The sequence below is a fragment of the Roseisalinus antarcticus genome (assembly GCF_900172355.1).
Classification (GTDB): domain Bacteria; phylum Pseudomonadota; class Alphaproteobacteria; order Rhodobacterales; family Rhodobacteraceae; genus Oceanicola; species Oceanicola antarcticus_A.
Window position 1 is genome coordinate 25,616 of the sequence record NZ_FWFZ01000006.1, and the last position, 16,154, is coordinate 41,769.

Sequence of the window (16,154 nt, forward strand, 5' to 3'; positions counted from 1 at the left end):
AGACTACGCTTTTCCGATACCAAGGAGAGATTTCATGACGGATCGGCCGGATTTTATCGTTAGCGGGGATGAGGCAAGACTCTTTCCGATCCTCGCGGAAACCAGCAAGGAAAAACGCGTAGCCTCGATTTTCCTTGCCGTCATGACCCAGATACCCGCCCTTGCAGAAGAGACCCTTTCTACCGTGAGAATGCGCGTCGGGAAGCGCACTCGGTTCCGCGCCTTCACGGAAGTGGTGCTGAAGGAAAAGGTCGAAGACGGCTGTCGCCCGGATGGGTTGCTGCTGGTCGACACCGGACGAACCCAGTGGTCGGCGTTGATAGAGGCCAAGATCGGCCGAAATGAGCTGACAGCCGAGCAGGTCTCCAAGTATGCGGAGCTCGCAAAAGCCAACGGCATCGACGCGGTCATCACCATCTCGAACGAGTTCGTGTCGAGAGCCGACCATTCCCCCGTTTCGATCTCGAAGACGCTTCTTCGGAAAGTCGATCTGTTCCATTGGTCGTGGTCTTGGCTGGCCACCGTTTGCGAGATCCTCGAATACCAAGAGGCGGTGACGGACAGCGAGCAGGGATACCTCCTGCGGCAACTGAACCACTTCCTTGCGCACCCGGCGACCGGCGTCGAGCGGTTCACCCAGATGACGGCGAGCTGGAAGGATGTGACGCAATCGGTGCTGAACGACGAGGCCCTGAAGAAGTCAGCCCCGGAGGTCGAAGCCGTGGCGGCAAGTTGTGTGGCGGAAGAGCGTGATCTCTGCCTGCACATGTCGAGCCATGTGGGTCAGGCGGTCGCCGCCAGGATCGAGCGGAAACTCTCCGAAGATCCCGCCGCCCGGTTGAAGTCGTTGATCGATCACCTCGTTGCGCGACACACGCTGTCGTCTGTTTTCCGCGTGCCGCATTGCGCATCCGATATCGACGTCTGCGTCGATCTTGCCCGGAGGACGATCGCCGTCTCGATGTCGCTCAAGGCGCCCACCGACAAGAAATCCACCAAGGCACGGATCAACTGGCTGTTGCGAATGCTGCCCGAGGACGACGAGAGGCTTCTCGTTCGCGCACATTGGCCCGGCCGTGGCGCCCCCACGACGAAGGACGTCCGGACGCTCCGCGACGACCCGTCCGTGATCCAGAACGACAATGCCGATGCGACGCCACACTCCTTCGAGGTTCTTCTCGTAGAAAATCTCGGCAAGCGTTTCTCGGGGCGACGCACCTTCATCGAGGACATCGAACGCGTTGTTCCCAGCTTCTACGATCTCGTCGGCGTCAACCTGAAAGCATGGCAGATGCCGCCCCCAAAGCCGGTCAAGGCCCGCAACGATCCGGACCCTGGCGAGCTGATGCGGGATGATCTGGAAGAGGCCGGAGCGTTGCCCCGAGACGAATGACAAAAGCCGGACCCAAGGCCGGCTGAGGTGTTCGGGTCCCACTGCACGGAATGCGTCAGCGTCAGGCGGGACCCCATTCGGCATCACTTGGCAATTACTTGCGGGATCGGTCCTGCGCCGCCTTCGTGCCGGCGGTGAGGCCGGCCAGGAACGCCTGGATGACGTCCGGGATCTCGATCTCTTCCATCTTCTTGGCCCACTTCTGGGGCGCCCGCTTGTGCTTTACCGCGGCCGCACCGAGCAGGATGAACCCCACGCCGGTGTAGATACCGCCGATCGACAGCGCCGCCGTCATCGGGTCGGTCGCCGCGACCAGCACGATCCAGCCGGCGGTCGTTAAGAAGCCGCAGCCGACCGTTATCAGAAAGATCCCGGCCAGCCCGAGCGAGGCTTCCTCTATGGCCCGCCGCAGGCTTGCGGCCAGAAACCCCGTCATCGGCGCGACGCGAAGAGGCCCATCAGAAAGCCGAGGCCCGCGGCCGCACCCAGCGCCATGCCGGGTTGGTGCCGGACAAGATCCTCGGCCTGGTGGCCGTAGCGCTCCATATCGGTGCGCAGGTCGGCTGCGCCGTCGCGAATGCGCTCACCGGCCTGATTGGCACGGTCCTGCACGTTGTCACGGGCGTCGCGGGCCCGCGCGGAGCCGTAATTGCCCATCGCTTCGGTGAGGCTTCTGAGGTCTGCCCGCAGGATCTCCATCTCGGCCGAGATGTCCTCCAGCGACGCGTCGCCGCCGGATCCGTTGCGGGACCGTTTCTGAGCCGTACTGGTTTCCGTCGCCATCTTGGATCTCCTTTTGCTGCATTGTGCTGCGTTACGGTTTCCAACGCGGCAGCCCGGCAAATGTTCCATGCCGTCCCTAGTTTGGACGAAAATGGCCCGGCCGCGGCAGGGCGCACCCGGCACCTTGCCGTCGTGTCCGGCGCGGGCGGTCAGGTCAGCAGCGTCTCGGTCGACGAGAAGAACATCGCCTGGCTGACCGCAGAGCGGACCTGGTCCTCGCGATAGGGCTTGGAGATCAGGAACGCGGGCTCGTGCCTCTCGCCGGTCAGCAGCCGCTCGGGGAAGGCGGTGATGAAGATGACGGGCAGGGGACCCAGTTCGCCCAGGATCTCGTTCACCGCATCGATCCCGCTGGAATTGTCCGCCAGCTGGATGTCGGCCAGGATCAGGTCGGGCTGTTCGGTCCGTGCAAGCTCCACCGCGCTGCTGTGGGTGCGGGCCACGCCGGTGATCGCATGACCCATGTCGGCCACGATGGCCTGCAGGTCCATGGCGATGATGGCCTCGTCCTCGATGACCATCACCCGGCCCGAGACGCTGTCGGCCATCTCGCGCTGGGCGACATCCACCAGGTGGCGGACCTCGTCGTCGTCGACCCCCATCACAGTGGCGATCTCGGGAAGGGTCAGGTCTTCGATGGTCTGAAGCAGCAGGGCCTCGCGGGTATTCGGCGTCAGCTTGGACAGGTGCGCCTGGGCGGCCTGGGCAAGACCGGTCTCGCCGTCCTCGACCGGCATCCCGGAGCTGGTCCAGATCCCGTGGAAGACCGCAAAGAGCGCCACGCGCGGCGATGCGTCGGAGGCGAAGACCTCGCGATCCTCCAGGATCGCTTCCAACGTGGCCGCGGCATAGGCATCCCCTGACTGCTGCGAGCCGGTGAGGGCGCGTGCGTAGCGCCGCAGGTAGGGCAACTCTGCCCCGATCATTTGAGCCAGATCGGTTGCCTCGGGGGTCGCGCTCATGAAAATCTTTCCCTTTTTTCGAATTTTTACTGGAACCAAACGCGTTTCGGACAATTTGGGTTCCATAGCTCGTTGACTGTCTCCTAGTGTAGGGCCTGTCGGCGGGACCACAAGGAAGGATGGCTTGAGGTTAATGACAAAGGGACGTGAGGACAGCGGTAACATCGACGCACATCTCAAACGTGCCTTCGAGCAGATCCAGAGCGACCCGTTGCCCGAGCGGCTGCTGGGGCTTCTGGACGACCTGCGCAAACAGGACGCCGAGGGCAGGCAAAAGCCGGTTCACGACGAAAATGACGGATAACCATCATGAGCGCAGATGCGCAGAAGACCCCGAAAGAGGAGTTGGTCGACCATCTCCCCGCCCTTCGGGCATTCGCCCTGAGCCTGACCCGCAACGGGTCGGCCGCGGACGACCTTGTCCAAGACACGGTCGTCAAGGCGTGGAGCAATTTCGACAAGTTCCAGACCGGCACCAACCTGCGGGCCTGGCTTTTCACCATCCTGCGCAACACCTTCTATTCGGGGCGCCGCAAGACCAGGCGTGAGGTCGAGGATGTGGACGGCGTCTTTACCGCGTCGCTCGCAGAGAAGCCCGAGCATGACGGCAAGCTGCAGATGACGGATTTCTTCCGCGCCTTCGCCCAGCTTCCCCGGGACCAGCGCGAGGCGCTGACGCTGGTCGGAGCCCAGGGCTTCACCTATGAGGAGGCGGCAGAGATGTGCGGCGTGGCCGTCGGCACGATAAAGAGCCGGGCCAACCGGGGCCGCATCCGCCTGGCAGAGATCCTGGGCATGTCGTCGGATGAAGAGATGGAAATGACGGACGGCGCCACCATCGCCGTCCTCGGCGCGCATGGATCGAGCCATTTGTGACCGCAAAGACTGAGTCGGCAGAGGAGCAGCGAAGCTGGGGGTTGACGCTCCGGGTAATCGCCCTGCTCTCGCTTGCGCTGCTGCCACTCGGGCTGATCGCGATCATCCAGACCCAGGAATACGCCCGCGAGGCGCTGCGCCGGTCCGAACTGGCGATCCTCGCCTTGACGGAGCGGGCGGCCTCGGCCCAGTCGGAGCTGATCGAGCATGCGCTCGGCGCGACGCGGGCCATTGGCGCCATGGTGCCTGACATGCTGGCCGACGAGGCGGCCTGCAGCGCCCATATGTCCGCCATCATCGAAGCCGAGCCGCGCTTCGCCTTCGCCGGCTTCGTGCCCGCGGGCGGCGTCGTGCGCTGCTCCAGCGCGGGCGGGGTGATCGACCTGCGCGGCCTGGCGGCGTTCGAGCGGTACATGCTCGATCCCGCCAAGGTGGTTACCGCGAGCGCGAACGGGGCGGTCAGCGGCGAATGGGTCATCATCGTGCGCTCGCCGGTGTTCGATGCGGAAGGGGCGCTTCTGGGGGGCATGACGATCTCGATCCCGCACCGGCTGCTGAGCCGCACCGGGAACGAGACGATCCTGCACGACGCGCCCTCGCGGCCGCTGCAACTGCTGACGTTCAATGGCAACGGGGATGTGCTGAGCCGGCTGGCCGGCGACACCTCGGTCCAGGACGCGGAGCTTCCGCCGGGCCCGCTGGTGGACCTGGTCGGCGCCGGGCAGGGGGCCCGCGCCTTCACCACCGAGAACCGCGAGGGCGTGGTGCGCACCTATGCCATCACCCCGATCGTGCCGGGCGAGGTTTTCGGCCTCGGGGTCTGGGAAAGCGATCAGCCGCGGTTCGGCGTCCTGCCCACGGGGCTGGCCGCGGTGCTTTTCCCGGCGCTGATGTGGGGGGCGAGCCTGATCGTGGCCTCCGTCGCCATGCACAGCTTCGTGCTTGTCCACGTCCAGACCCTGCGGTTCAAGATGCGGCGCTTCGGACGCTCGCGCCGGCTGTCGGAGACCTTGCCCGCGATGGGCACGCCCACCGAATTCCGCGATATGGACGCGGAGTTCATGGCCATGGCCGAAAACGTCCTGCGCGACGAGGCGCAGCTGGAAAACGCGGTGCGCGAAAAGAACATCCTCCTGAAGGAGATCCACCACCGGGTGTCGAACAACCTTCAGCTGCTGTCGTCGATCACCTCGATGAAGCGGCGCAAGGCCGACAGCCCCGAGGCCCGCGCCGTGTTGCGCAGCCTGCAGGACCGGATCGGCAGCCTCTCGGCGATCCACCGCAACCTCTACCTCTCCAAGGACATCAGCGCGATCGAGGCCGGCCGCCTGATCGAGGACATCACCACCCAGCATGGCCTCATGTCCGCGCAGGGCACGCTCAGGCTGCAGATGGACGCGGTCCAGCTGGTCCCGCAACAGGCGGTGCCGCTGTCGCTCTTCGTGGCCGAGGCAGTGCCGACCTCGGACGCCGGTCGCACGGCGGGCGATGAGATCCCGGTGCTCATCCTGCTGGAGCAGGCGGCGGACAACATGGTCTCGCTCTCGATCGAGGTGGGGATCCCGCAGCACCAGTCCGACCTGGGCGAATCGGCCATCGGCGAGAACCTCCTCGCGGCCTTCGCCGACCAGCTTGGCGGCTCGCTGAAACGCGAGCGGCTGGACGGCGACCGGCAGCGGCTTTCGGTCCGTTTCCGGGCGATGATCACCGTGCCCGACGCGATGGATTACTGATCCGCCGCCGCCTCGGGGCGCGTGGCACGAATGGCACTGTGATCGCCCCTCGCGAATCGTGGCCAAATTCCGGCTGGATCTGGGCAAGCGAACTGGCTATCGTCCCCGTATCTATAAAGTCCCGACCGAAAAATGATGTCGGGACAATTTGAGGCGGAGCAAGATATGTCGATGATTGATTTCGTCGTTCGCACCAGTGCGGGCGATTTCCAGCGCGGTGTCATGGGTAGCGACGCGGGGCAACCCAATGTGATTCTGGCCGACGGGGCGAGCATTTCCCTGAACGTCTATCCCGGCCAGATCGTCTCTTATGTGCGGCAGGGGCAGGCATTGGTCGTCACACTCGCCAACGGCGAAGTGCTGACCATCGAAGGTTTTTTCGACACCAGCGGCGTGGCGCAAGGGGACCTTCTGGTCTCGGCGGGCGGCGAGCTCTATGCGGTCGAGCTGGTGCCCGGCGAGGGCAACATCCTCTATGCCAGCTACGATGACGCCGGGGATTTCGGCAAGTTCAACCCGGTCGACGATTTCTTCTTCCTGCGCGGGCCCGAACTCTTGGTCGACGAGGCTGCGGTCGCGGCCACCGAGGACGATGGCGGCGTGGGCATGCTGCTCAACCCGCTGATTGGCGGTCTGGGCATGATCGGCCCGCTGGGACTGGGCGCCGGCGCCGTCGGCGCAGCGGTTCTGGCCAGCACGGCCTCGCGCGGTGAAGAGGACAACGGCACCGATGCCGAACCGGAGCCCGCGGTCGAGGGATCCGAGGAAACCCGCGAAGAGGGTGAGGGCGGCACCAGCACCGACAGCAGCAGCACCGGCGGCGGCGGCAGCACCGACGGCGGCGGCAGCACGGGCGGCGGCGGCAGCACCGACGGCGGCGGCAGCACGGGCGGCGGCGGTGGCGGCCAGATCACCGATGCGCCGGTGGTCGAGATCCGCGAAGGCGTGCAAAGCGTCGGCTACGTGGTCAACGGCGAGGATATCTCCGACGGGGTGACGATCTCGGGCACCGGCACGGTCGGCGGCGCGATCACCGTCACGATCCTTGAGGTCACCGAAACGACCACCGTGGACGAGGAGGGCAACTGGACCGTGACCTTCGAGCCCGGCGCCCTTCCCGACGGCGATTACGAGACCGGCGTGGACGTGGTCATCACCAACGAGGGCGGCACCGGCACGGACACCGACGTGGTCGAGATCGACACCGAGGCCTCCGTCACCTTCAGCGAATCCACGACCGAAGGCGACGGCAATGTCAGCGCCGTCGAGGCGTCGGACGGCATCATCCTGACCGGCACGGTGGAGGCGGGCAGCACCGTCATCGTGACCGTCTACGGCAGCGAATACACCGCGACCGTCACCGGCGAGAGCTGGTCCGTCACCGTTCCCGCCAGCGACGTCACCGGCGGCACATACGATCTGGAGGTGACGGTCAACGCGACCGATTCCGTGGGCAATACGGCCAGCACCAGCGGCACCGTCCACGTCGACACCGAGACCTCGGTGACCATCAACACCGCCATCATCGGCGGCGACGGCACCGTCAACGCCGCCGAACATGGCGGAGGCACCGCTGTGACCGGCACCGCCGAGGCCGGCGCCAGCGTCGTCGTGGCCATCGGCTCGGCCAGCCACACCGTGACCGCCGGCGGCGACGGCAGCTGGTCCGCCACTTTCAGCAGCGCCGAGCTTGCCGAGGGCGATTACACCGCGACCGTCACCGCCACCGCGACCGACGCCCTGGGCAACACCGCCAGCACCAGCGGCACCTTCGAGGTCGACACCGAGGTTTCGGTCGCCTTCTCGGACGCGCCGGTCGAGGGCGACGGCATCGTCAACGCCGCCGAGGCGCAGGACGGCGTCGTGCTGTCCGGCACGACCGACCCGGGCGCTTCGGTCGATGTCACGCTGGGCGGGACCACGGTTGCGGCCAATGTCACGGCCTCCGGCGCCTGGACGGCCAGCTTTGCCGCCGGTGCGATCCCCACGGGCGAAACCTCGTTGACGGCAACCGCCACCGCGACCGACGCGGCCGGCAACAGCGCCAGCGACACGATGCCGGTCGAGGTCGACACCGTGACCTCGGTCACCGTCGAGACGGCCACCGTCGAAGGCGACGGCGTCGTCAATTTCGTCGAGCGGTCCGACGGCATCACCCTGACCGGCACCGCCGAGGCGGGGGTGCGCGTGGATGTCACCTTCAACGGGCACACCAACACCGTCACCGCCGCCGGGAACGGCAGCTGGTCCACCGATTTCGGCAGAAGCACGATCCCGCAGGGCGAAAGCGTGCAGACCGTCACGGCCAAGGCGACGGACCTTGCCGGCAACACGGCGACCGCCACCGGGCAGCTTGTGGTGGACACCGTTGTCGAACCGCTGACCGGCGCCGATGACGTGACCGCCGACAACACGCTCAACGCCGCCGAGGCCGCGGCCGGCATCACCCTGACCGGCACGGTCGAGGTCGGGGCCACCGTCGAGGTGGAATTCGAGGGCCTGCGCCGTGACGCGATCGTGGACGGGTCCGGCAACTGGTCGGTCGACTACGGGGCCCCCGAGATCCCGGCGGGCACGTACGATGCCGCCGTCCGGATCCACGCCACGGACCAGGCCGGCAACGAGCGGCTCATCACCGACACGTTCCACGTCGACACCGTCGCCCCCGATGTCCCGTTGGTCAGCTCCACCGACAGGGGCGTGGGCAGTTTGCGCTCCGTGGGCATCTCGGGCACCGACGAGGGCCTCGAGGTGACCGAGCTCGCCTCGGACGGCACGTCGCAGGATCTGGCGATCGACGCGGTCCCCGACACCCGCTTTCCCGAGACCGACCTCTACTTCGACACCGCGGTGCCCGATGGCAGCCAGCTGGTCATCAGCTCGACGGACGAGGCCGGCAACCAGAACGCCACGCTCTTCGTGCTCGACGAGGCCGGGTCCAACCTGGTCGACATCGCGCATCCCGGTCTGGGTGAATTCGACGTGGGCTCGATCGACCTCAACTTCGCGCTCGACAGCGAACTGACGCTGAGCGCGGCCGACCTCGAAGGCCTGTCGGCCAATGACAACAGCCTGACGATCCACGGCGGATCCGACGACACGGTGACCATGTCCGGGGCCGCGGCCACCGGCGACACCGAGGAGATCGGCGGCCGGACCTACGACGTCTACACCCTCGGGGACGAAGGCGGCCGGGTCATCGTCGACGAGGACATCACCATCGTCACCTGAGCGAACCGACGCGGCGTGGGCCGCACCCGGCCCACCCGAAAAAGAAGAAACGACAGGGGCGGATCTCTTGGTGGAAATGGGACAGAAGACGACATTGACGGCGGTGCTCCTCGGGGCGCTGGTCGTGTCGGGCTGCGCCGATTTCCGGGCCGGTCGGCCGGGGCAGGGCGGCGCGGATGCCGTGACCGCCCCGCAGGCCCGGCGCGGGCCGCTGGCCGCCGCGGGCGACGGGCTTGCGGCCATGGGCAGCGGGCTGGTCGAGACCACGCGCGGCGCCTTCGGCTTTCTCGACCGCGACGAGGCGCCGGATGCCGCCCCTCCCGCCCGGACCCTGGATCCGACGATGCAGGACGGCACCGCCTCCGAGATCATCTCGACCCTTCTCACCCGGCGTTCGGTGCTGGAGCCGGGCCCCCTGCGGGACGTGGCCAGCGCCGTGCTGGCCGCAAACAGCCGCACCGCCGAGGCGGAGTTGCGCGCCGCCCGGCTGCGCTCGGCGGCGGCGGAGCGCAACTGGCTGCCCAGTATCGGCCCGCAGATCAGCCTGTCCTCGCTGGGGGATGTGGTCAGCTCGCTGGTGGTCGATGCCGTGCTCTATGACAACGGCGCCAAGATCGCCGAACGCGACTATGCCCGCGCCGATGTCGAGGTCGCCGCCGTGGCGCTGGCCGAGAACACCAACGAGCGGGTGATGACCGCACTCGACCTCTATCTCGATGCCGAGGCCTCGCGCGCCCGGGCCGCCGTGACCCAGGCCGCGCTGGCCCGGATGGAGCGGTTCGACTACGTCATGGCCGAACGGATGCGGGCCGGGGTCGCCGACCGCGCCGACCGGCAGCTGGTCGCGCAGCGGCTGTCGCAGATGCGCTCCGATCTCAGCTCCGACCGCGAGGCGGCCGCGACCGCGCGGGCCGAGCTGGCGGCGATGACGGCCTATCCGATCGACGATGTCAGCGGCGTCTCGGACGTGGCCGCACCTGACCCGGGCGCCGAGCCGCTGTCGGTGATGAAGGCCCGCGCCGAGGCCGACCGCAGCGTGGCCGAGGCCACCGTCGCCCGCGCGGCGCAGCTTCCCGGCCTCAGCGCGACCGGCTCCATCGTCGATGGCGAAAGCTCCGGCGGGCTGGTGGCCGGCGGCACCGGCATCGGCTTCGGCACGCCCGCGGCGCTGCGCGCGATCGAGGCGCAGCGCGAGGCCGCGTCGTTCCAGGTGGCCGACGCCCGCGAGGCCGCGGACCGGCGTCTGCGCCAGCTGTCGGGGCAGCTTGCCTCGGCCCAGCGGCAGGCGCGTGAGGCGCAGGGGATCGCGGCCCAGGCGGCCGAGACCTATGCCCTGCAGGAGGCCCAGCTCAGCACCGGCCGGGTCAGCGTCAACGACGTGGTCGGCGCGTTCGAGACCAAGGTCCGCGCCGAACGCACCGCCGCGACCCTGGTCTATGAGGCGACCGCCCTGCGGCTGCGCCTCGCCGAGGCCGCGGGCCTGCTCGTGAACGGAGACCAGATGTGAGCGGACCAGTCATCGCCTTCGACGTGAACGCCAGCCGGAGCGCCGCCACGGCGCCCGTCGTCGACGCCTCCCGGCCGCCGGAGCCGCGACAGCCGCCGGCCCCCGAAACAGCCGCCCCAGCCCCCGCCGAGGCGCGGCATTCCGAGCGCACCCGCCATCGCGCCGACCTGGGCGCGACCTTCGCCGCCTGGCTCGGCGTGGCTGTCGTTCGCTCGGACCTGCTGGAACGGATGGGCCTCGGCCCCGACCAGGATGCCGGGCCCGCCGATCTGGCGCACGCGCTTTCGGGCGCGGGGCTCACGGCCCGGCTGAAGCGGGGGCAGACCCCCGCGCCCGCGCTCTGGCCCGCGCTGGCCGAGATGACCAGCGGCCAGCTGCTGCTGGTTCTGGCGCAACAGGACGACACGCTGCTGGTCTATGACACGACCTGCAAGGGCAACCAGGCCGAGGTGCCGTTGGCCGACTTTGCGCCGCATTTCACCGGGACGCTGGTCTGTGCCGATCTCGACGCCGCCGAGCTGGCCCGGCGCCACGGCGGCGCACGCAAGGCGCCGCACTGGTTCTGGGGCGAGATGAAGGGCCTTCGGCGGCACCTGGGCGAGGTGGCTCTCGGCTCCTTCGTGGCCAACCTTCTGGCCGTGGCTGTCGCGCTCTTTTCGCTGCAGATCTACGACCGGGTGATCCCGCACCAGTCGATCTCGACGCTTTGGGTGCTGGCCATCGGCGCCGGCCTTGCGCTGATGCTCGAGGCCGCGTTGCGCATCGCGCGCTCGCGGCTGATGGACGGGGCCGGGCGCAAGATAGAGCTGCGCATCCAGTCCCTGCTGATGGAGCGGTTGCTGGGCATGCGGCGGGGGATCGAGGGGCAATCCGCCTCGGGGACCTTCTCGGCGGTGCGCGAGTTCGGCGCGATCCGCGAGTTCTTCACCGCCTCGACCATCGGCAGCCTGACCGACCTGCCGTTCATCTTCCTGTTTCTCGCCCTCGTGGCCTCCATCGGGGGGCCGGTTGTCTGGGTGCTCGTCGCGGGCGGCGTGCTGATGGTGCTGCCGTCGTTCCTGGTGCGGCGCCGGATGATGCGGCTGACCAAGGAGACGCAGGGCGCAAGCTCGCGCACCAACCGGCTGCTGCACGAGGTGATCTACGAGGCCGACACGATCAAGGCCCACCGGGGCGAGGATCGCTTCCGCCAGGTCTGGTCCGAGGTCACCGCGCTCAACACGATCGCCACGTCCGAACAGCGCAAGCTGGCCGCGAACCTGACCTTCTGGGCGCAGGGCGTTCAGCAGGCGACCTATGTCTCGGCGGTGGTGGCGGGGACCTATCTGGTCTTCGCGGGCGACTTCACGGTCGGGACCATCATTGCCGTCGGCATCCTCACCTCGCGCACCCTCGGCCCGCTCACACAGCTTGCCGGGACGCTGGCGCGGTGGTCCAACGTCCGCGCCGCGCTCGAGGCGCTGGACGCGGTCGCGATGGCGCCGCAGGACCACCAGGACGGCCGGGCCTACCTGCGCCGCGAAAGCCTGACCGGCGCCTACGAGCTGCGCGAGGTCGGCTTCCAGTATGACGAGGACAGCGGCCAGTCGCTCGACCTGCCGGGGCTGCGCATCCTGCCCGGTCAGCGGGTCGCGGTGCTGGGGCCCAACGGGTCGGGCAAGTCCACGCTGCTGAAGCTGCTGTCGGGCCTCTATCGGCCCGGGCGGGGGCGGGTGCTGATCGACGGGGTCGACATGGGGCAGGTGATGCCGCGCGACCTGCGCCGGGGTATCGGCTATCTCGGCCAGGACGTGCGCCTGTTCGCCGGCACCCTGCGCGAGAACCTCAACCTGACTCTGCTGGAACGCGACGACGACCGGCTGATGGCCGCGCTCGACTTCGCCGGCCTCGGCGCGTTCGTGCGCACCCACCCCAAGGGGCTCGACCTGATGATCCGCGACGGCGGCGAGGGGCTGTCGAACGGCCAGCGTCAGTCCATCGGCTGGGCGCGTCTGTGGCTGCAGGACCCCGCCGTCTGCCTGCTGGACGAACCGACCGCCGCGCTGGACCAGACGCTGGAGGCGACGCTGGTCGCGCGGCTCGATGCCTGGCTCGAGGGGCGCACCGCGGTGATCGCCACCCACCGCGTGCCGATCCTGTCGCTCTGCGGCCGCACGATCATCCTGCAACAGGGCCGGCTGGCCGTGGACGGCCCGCGCGAAGAGGTGCTGGCCCATCTCAAGGCACGAAAAGGGGGCGCCTGATGGCAACCGTCGAGGCAGAGCTGGAAGGCCGCACCCGTGGCGCGTCGCTGATCATCTGGCTGGTCTGCGCGGCGGTGGTGACCTTTCTTGTCTGGGCCCGCTACGCGCCGCTGGACGAGATCGTGCGCGGCCCCGGAGAGGTCGTCTCTGCCGCCCGCCCGCAGATCGTGCAGAACCTCGAAGGCGGAATCCTGGCAGAGCTTCATGTCCACGAGGGCGATATGGTCGAGGCCGGCCAGATGCTGGCCCGCCTCCGCGGCACCCAGTTTTCCAGCCGCGTGGACGACCTCTCCGACCAGATCACCGCCGCCGACATCCGCCGCCTTCGGCTGGAGGCCGAGATCGCGGGCCAGTTCGACTTTGCCGTGCCGGAGGATTATGCCGAACGCTCGCCCGAGATCGTCGCCTCCGAGCGGGCGCTGCTGAACGCACGGCAATCCGACTACGTCAGCCGGACCGACGGAGCCCGCGCCCTGGTCGAGGAGACGCGCCGCGAGCTCGACGTGCTCGAGGACCTCTACGCCCGCGAGATCGCGGCCCTGTTCGAGGTGACCGATGCCCGCAAGGCGCATGCCGACGCGCAGAACCGCCTCAACGAGGTCGTCACCGCCGCCGAGCTGGAACGCGCCAGCGCCTATTCCGACACGCTGGTCGAGCTGAACGCGCTGCGCCAGGAACAGCGGGCCGCCGAGGATCGCCTCAGCCGGACGATCATCACCTCGCCCATGGCCGGGATCGTCAATTCTGTCGGCGTCAGCACCATTGGCGGCGTGATCCAGCCCGGCCAGGAGATCTTCGAGATCATTCCGGCCGGCGACATGCTGTCGGTCGTGGCGCGGGTCGCGCCCAAGGATATCGCCAATGTCGTGCCGGGCCAGCAGGCCACGATCAAGCTCACGGCCTATGACTACACGATCTACGGGGCGCTGACCGGCCGGGTCGAGGTGGTCTCGGCCGATACCTTCCGCGACGAGCGCCGCCCCGAGAGCGAGGCGCATTACCGCGTGACCGTCGCCATCGACCAATCCTCCTTCACCGAGCGCCAGGCGGGCGTCGAGATGCGGCCGGGCATGATGGCCACGGTCGAGCTGCACACCGGCTCCAAGACGGTGCTGCACTACCTGACCAAGCCGCTCTACCGCTCGCGCGAGGCCCTGCGGGAGCCCTGATCGCCTGCGGCCCCGCGCCTCCGTTTCACGCAGCCTTCATGAAACTGTCAAGCCGCCGTCACCGCCCCGCGTCATGCCCAAGCCTGGGCGCGGCCGGGACACATCCCCCGACGCCCCCGAACAGAGTTTCAACCGGAGGACGTCCCCCATGACGCTGCAAGTCCTGAAAAGCCTGACCGTCGGGTCCGCGCTGCTGCTGAGCACCGCGCTTCCCGTCGCCGCCCAGGTGCGCAACATCGGCGCGGTCGATGCGCTCATCGCCGAGGCCAGCACCGCGACCGCCCCGTCCGAACTGGTCGACGGCCAAAGCGGCAACACCGACTTTCCGTTCCTGTCGGGCGCAAAGCCGCTCGCCACCGTGGGCGAGGTGGACCCCGAGACCGGCCTGGTGCTGACCGGCTATCCCGACGGCCACGCGGGCTGGCTTCTGGACGCGGAGACCGTGCGCCTCGCCTACCAGTCGGAATCCTACGGCCAGCTCTCCTCCGAGACCTATCCCTGGGAAATGGAGAGCGGTGCGACCTTCACCGGCTCTCATATCCATACGATCGACTACGACCGGGCGGGGCTGGCCGCGTTTCTGGACACCGACGGGCCGGCCAGCGAGTTGGTCGAGGGCTCGGGGCTTCTGTTCTCGACCGTCTACAACGTCTTCGGCGACGAGGTCCTGCCCCGTGACCAGGGCGGCGTCTGGGGCAACCAGGCCCTTCCGGACGGCACGCTGGTGGATTTCGCACCCGATTATCGGCTGCAAGGGGCGGACTTCTTCTTTCACTCCTTCTGCGGCGCCTATTACGAGCCGGCCAACAAGTATGGCGAGGGCGTGGGCTTTGCCGACGACATCTGGCTGACCGCCGAGGAATGGAACATCCAGGACGCCTTCGACGTGACCGACGGCGAAGGCACGCTGGTGGAGCGTGTGGTGGATACCGACGACACCATGGGCCTGGCGTCCATCGTCGTCGATATCGCCTCGGGCACCGGCTATACCGTCCCGGCCCTGGGCCAGACCGGGTATGAAAAGATCATGCCGGTCAATCCGCAGAACCCCGACTACGTGGTTCTCGTGCTGGCGGGCTACAACCACGACCTGGAGCCCGCGCCACTGAAGATCTACGTCGGCCTCAAGGGCGCCGATGTCGACGGCACGCCTGTCGCCGAGGACGCCCCCGAGCGGGACCGGTTCCTGGCCCGCAACGGCCTGCTGCACGGCCGGATCTACGGCATGGCCGTCGCGAACGAGACCTTCGCCGAGCTCGGCATCGACAGCATCGACCTGCAGGCCAAGATGCTCGACGCCTACATCACCAACCCCGACGCAGCCCAGAGCTTCGACGTGGCCTTCGTGCCGAGCTCCTACACCTGGGGCGGCTGGGACGCGCCCGTGGCCGTGGGCGAGACCGAGATGACCCTGTGGCAGGACCCGGCCGAGCAGCCCGAGGGCCACACCTACCTGGTCGGCGACAGCAAGACAGAGCATCCGGCCGCCGCCCCCGACATCACCCGCACCCGCTGGGTCCAGAACCTGACCCAGGAGGGCGGCATCCTGTCGGTCGAGCTGGGCGCCATCGCGGCCGAGCTCGACGCGGCCGACGGCGCCCTGCCCGCCATGCTGACCGGGACCGCCGGCCGCACGCTGGGGGCCTACGACGGCGCGCTGACGCTCAACGTGGCGGATGCCGGGATCAAGCACGGCGGCGCGGGCACCCACGCCACCTGGGAAGACGGCACCGCCCGCGCGGTGTCGCCGGACGGGCTGCAGTGGATCCAGGCCTCCGACGCAGCCGTGCTGATCGTGGACGAGGATTCGGGCAATGACTTCGGCGAGCGCAAATACGCCATCGTCATCGACCCGCGGACCCTGCAGCCGACCGAAGCGGGCACCGGCTACTTTCTTGCCATGGCCGGCGGTGCGGACAATCCGCGCGCCGCGGCGGGCGCGTCGGCCTATGGCGGCACGGTGTCCGCGGCGACCTCGTCGGAGTTTTCGGGCACCTGGAACCTGACCGCGCTGCTTGCCCGGAAGGACGACGGCAGCTTCTACACCATGCAGGAGATCGCCGGCACCGGCCAGCAGGAGATCATCGGCACCGTCCCCCTGAACGAGCAAACGCTCATGGGCGTCGTCCAGCACCGTTCCGAAAGCGGCGGCGCGGTCGCGGAGGGCCGGGCCGACAACGGTGGCCAGATCTTCATGTTCTCGCTGCAATTGCCCGAACAGGCCTACAGCACCGCGAGGCGCTAGGCGCACGCCCCC

General features: G+C 68.3%; 12 protein-coding genes. 9 read left to right on the forward strand and 3 right to left on the reverse strand.

Annotated elements, in window-relative coordinates; all coding sequences use genetic code 11:
* Positions 1-34 precede the first annotated feature (34 nt).
* On the forward strand, positions 35-1,393 hold the full coding sequence (locus ROA7023_RS07440) for a hypothetical protein (protein ID WP_085878393.1): 1,359 nt from the start codon (positions 35-37) through the stop codon (positions 1,391-1,393).
* A gap of 94 nt (positions 1,394-1,487) precedes the next feature.
* Here the strand turns inward: ROA7023_RS07440 and ROA7023_RS07445 are convergent, their stop codons facing one another.
* The 3 genes from ROA7023_RS07445 to ROA7023_RS07455 form a co-directional block, all read right to left on the reverse strand.
* Entirely contained in the window at positions 1,488-1,829 is a 342-nt protein-coding gene (locus ROA7023_RS07445; protein WP_085878394.1) for a hypothetical protein, read from the reverse strand.
* Positions 1,826-2,176: an ElaB/YgaM/YqjD family protein gene (locus ROA7023_RS23730; RefSeq protein WP_159458456.1), complete on the reverse strand. Its 351-nt coding sequence runs from the start codon at positions 2,174-2,176 to the stop codon at positions 1,826-1,828. Before ROA7023_RS23730 ends, ROA7023_RS07445 begins: the two co-directional genes overlap by 4 nt.
* 149 nt (positions 2,177-2,325) lie before the next feature.
* A complete protein-coding gene (locus tag ROA7023_RS07455; RefSeq protein ID WP_085878395.1) occupies positions 2,326-3,138 on the reverse strand; it encodes a response regulator in 813 nt (270 codons plus the stop codon).
* Positions 3,139-3,271: 133 nt separating this feature from the next.
* Between ROA7023_RS07455 and ROA7023_RS24375 the strand changes: the two genes are divergently transcribed.
* The 8 genes from ROA7023_RS24375 (at position 3,272) to ROA7023_RS07495 (ending at position 16,142) form a co-directional block, all read left to right on the forward strand.
* Complete coding sequence (locus ROA7023_RS24375) at positions 3,272-3,442, forward strand: NepR family anti-sigma factor (protein ID WP_159458457.1); 171 nt, start codon at positions 3,272-3,274, stop codon at positions 3,440-3,442.
* A gap of 5 nt (positions 3,443-3,447) precedes the next feature.
* Positions 3,448-4,014 (forward strand): RNA polymerase sigma factor, encoded by a 567-nt coding sequence (locus ROA7023_RS07460; RefSeq protein ID WP_085878396.1) that lies wholly within the window; start codon positions 3,448-3,450, stop codon positions 4,012-4,014.
* The gene (locus ROA7023_RS07465) at positions 4,011-5,747 is read left to right on the forward strand and encodes a sensor histidine kinase (protein WP_143535470.1); all 1,737 of its coding nucleotides are present in this window, start codon (positions 4,011-4,013) and stop codon (positions 5,745-5,747) included. Before ROA7023_RS07460 ends, ROA7023_RS07465 begins: the two co-directional genes overlap by 4 nt.
* A 165-nt stretch (positions 5,748-5,912) precedes the next feature.
* Positions 5,913-8,978: a BapA prefix-like domain-containing protein gene (locus tag ROA7023_RS07470; RefSeq protein WP_085878398.1), complete on the forward strand. Its 3,066-nt coding sequence runs from the start codon at positions 5,913-5,915 to the stop codon at positions 8,976-8,978.
* Between the two features lie 76 nt (positions 8,979-9,054).
* The gene (locus ROA7023_RS07475) at positions 9,055-10,485 is read left to right on the forward strand and encodes a TolC family protein (protein ID WP_085878399.1); all 1,431 of its coding nucleotides are present in this window, start codon (positions 9,055-9,057) and stop codon (positions 10,483-10,485) included.
* The gene (locus ROA7023_RS07485; protein WP_234992078.1) at positions 10,482-12,728 is read left to right on the forward strand and encodes an ATP-binding cassette domain-containing protein; all 2,247 of its coding nucleotides are present in this window, start codon (positions 10,482-10,484) and stop codon (positions 12,726-12,728) included. Before ROA7023_RS07475 ends, ROA7023_RS07485 begins: the two co-directional genes overlap by 4 nt.
* Positions 12,728-13,897: a beta-barrel domain-containing protein gene (locus tag ROA7023_RS07490; RefSeq protein ID WP_085878402.1), complete on the forward strand. Its 1,170-nt coding sequence runs from the start codon at positions 12,728-12,730 to the stop codon at positions 13,895-13,897. The genes ROA7023_RS07485 and ROA7023_RS07490 overlap by 1 nt, the downstream gene beginning before the upstream one ends.
* A gap of 148 nt (positions 13,898-14,045) precedes the next feature.
* Positions 14,046-16,142 (forward strand): hypothetical protein, encoded by a 2,097-nt coding sequence (locus tag ROA7023_RS07495; RefSeq protein WP_085878403.1) that lies wholly within the window; start codon positions 14,046-14,048, stop codon positions 16,140-16,142.
* The last annotated feature ends 12 nt before the right edge of the window (positions 16,143-16,154 follow it).

What these genes read in the sequence shown, in the direction of transcription:
- ROA7023_RS07440 (WP_085878393.1), top strand. Translation starts at nt 35, where the DNA reads ATGACGGATCGGCCGGATTTTATCGTTAGCGGGGATGAGGCAAGACTC.
- ROA7023_RS07445 (WP_085878394.1), bottom strand. Translation starts at nt 1,829, where the DNA reads ATGACGGGGTTTCTGGCCGCAAGCCTGCGGCGGGCCATAGAGGAAGCC.
- ROA7023_RS23730 (WP_159458456.1), bottom strand. Translation starts at nt 2,176, where the DNA reads ATGGCGACGGAAACCAGTACGGCTCAGAAACGGTCCCGCAACGGATCC.
- ROA7023_RS07455 (WP_085878395.1), bottom strand. Translation starts at nt 3,138, where the DNA reads ATGAGCGCGACCCCCGAGGCAACCGATCTGGCTCAAATGATCGGGGCA.
- ROA7023_RS24375 (WP_159458457.1), top strand. Translation starts at nt 3,272, where the DNA reads ATGACAAAGGGACGTGAGGACAGCGGTAACATCGACGCACATCTCAAA.
- ROA7023_RS07460 (WP_085878396.1), top strand. Translation starts at nt 3,448, where the DNA reads ATGAGCGCAGATGCGCAGAAGACCCCGAAAGAGGAGTTGGTCGACCAT.
- ROA7023_RS07470 (WP_085878398.1), top strand. Translation starts at nt 5,913, where the DNA reads ATGTCGATGATTGATTTCGTCGTTCGCACCAGTGCGGGCGATTTCCAG.
- ROA7023_RS07475 (WP_085878399.1), top strand. Translation starts at nt 9,055, where the DNA reads ATGGGACAGAAGACGACATTGACGGCGGTGCTCCTCGGGGCGCTGGTC.
- ROA7023_RS07490 (WP_085878402.1), top strand. Translation starts at nt 12,728, where the DNA reads ATGGCAACCGTCGAGGCAGAGCTGGAAGGCCGCACCCGTGGCGCGTCG.
- ROA7023_RS07495 (WP_085878403.1), top strand. Translation starts at nt 14,046, where the DNA reads ATGACGCTGCAAGTCCTGAAAAGCCTGACCGTCGGGTCCGCGCTGCTG.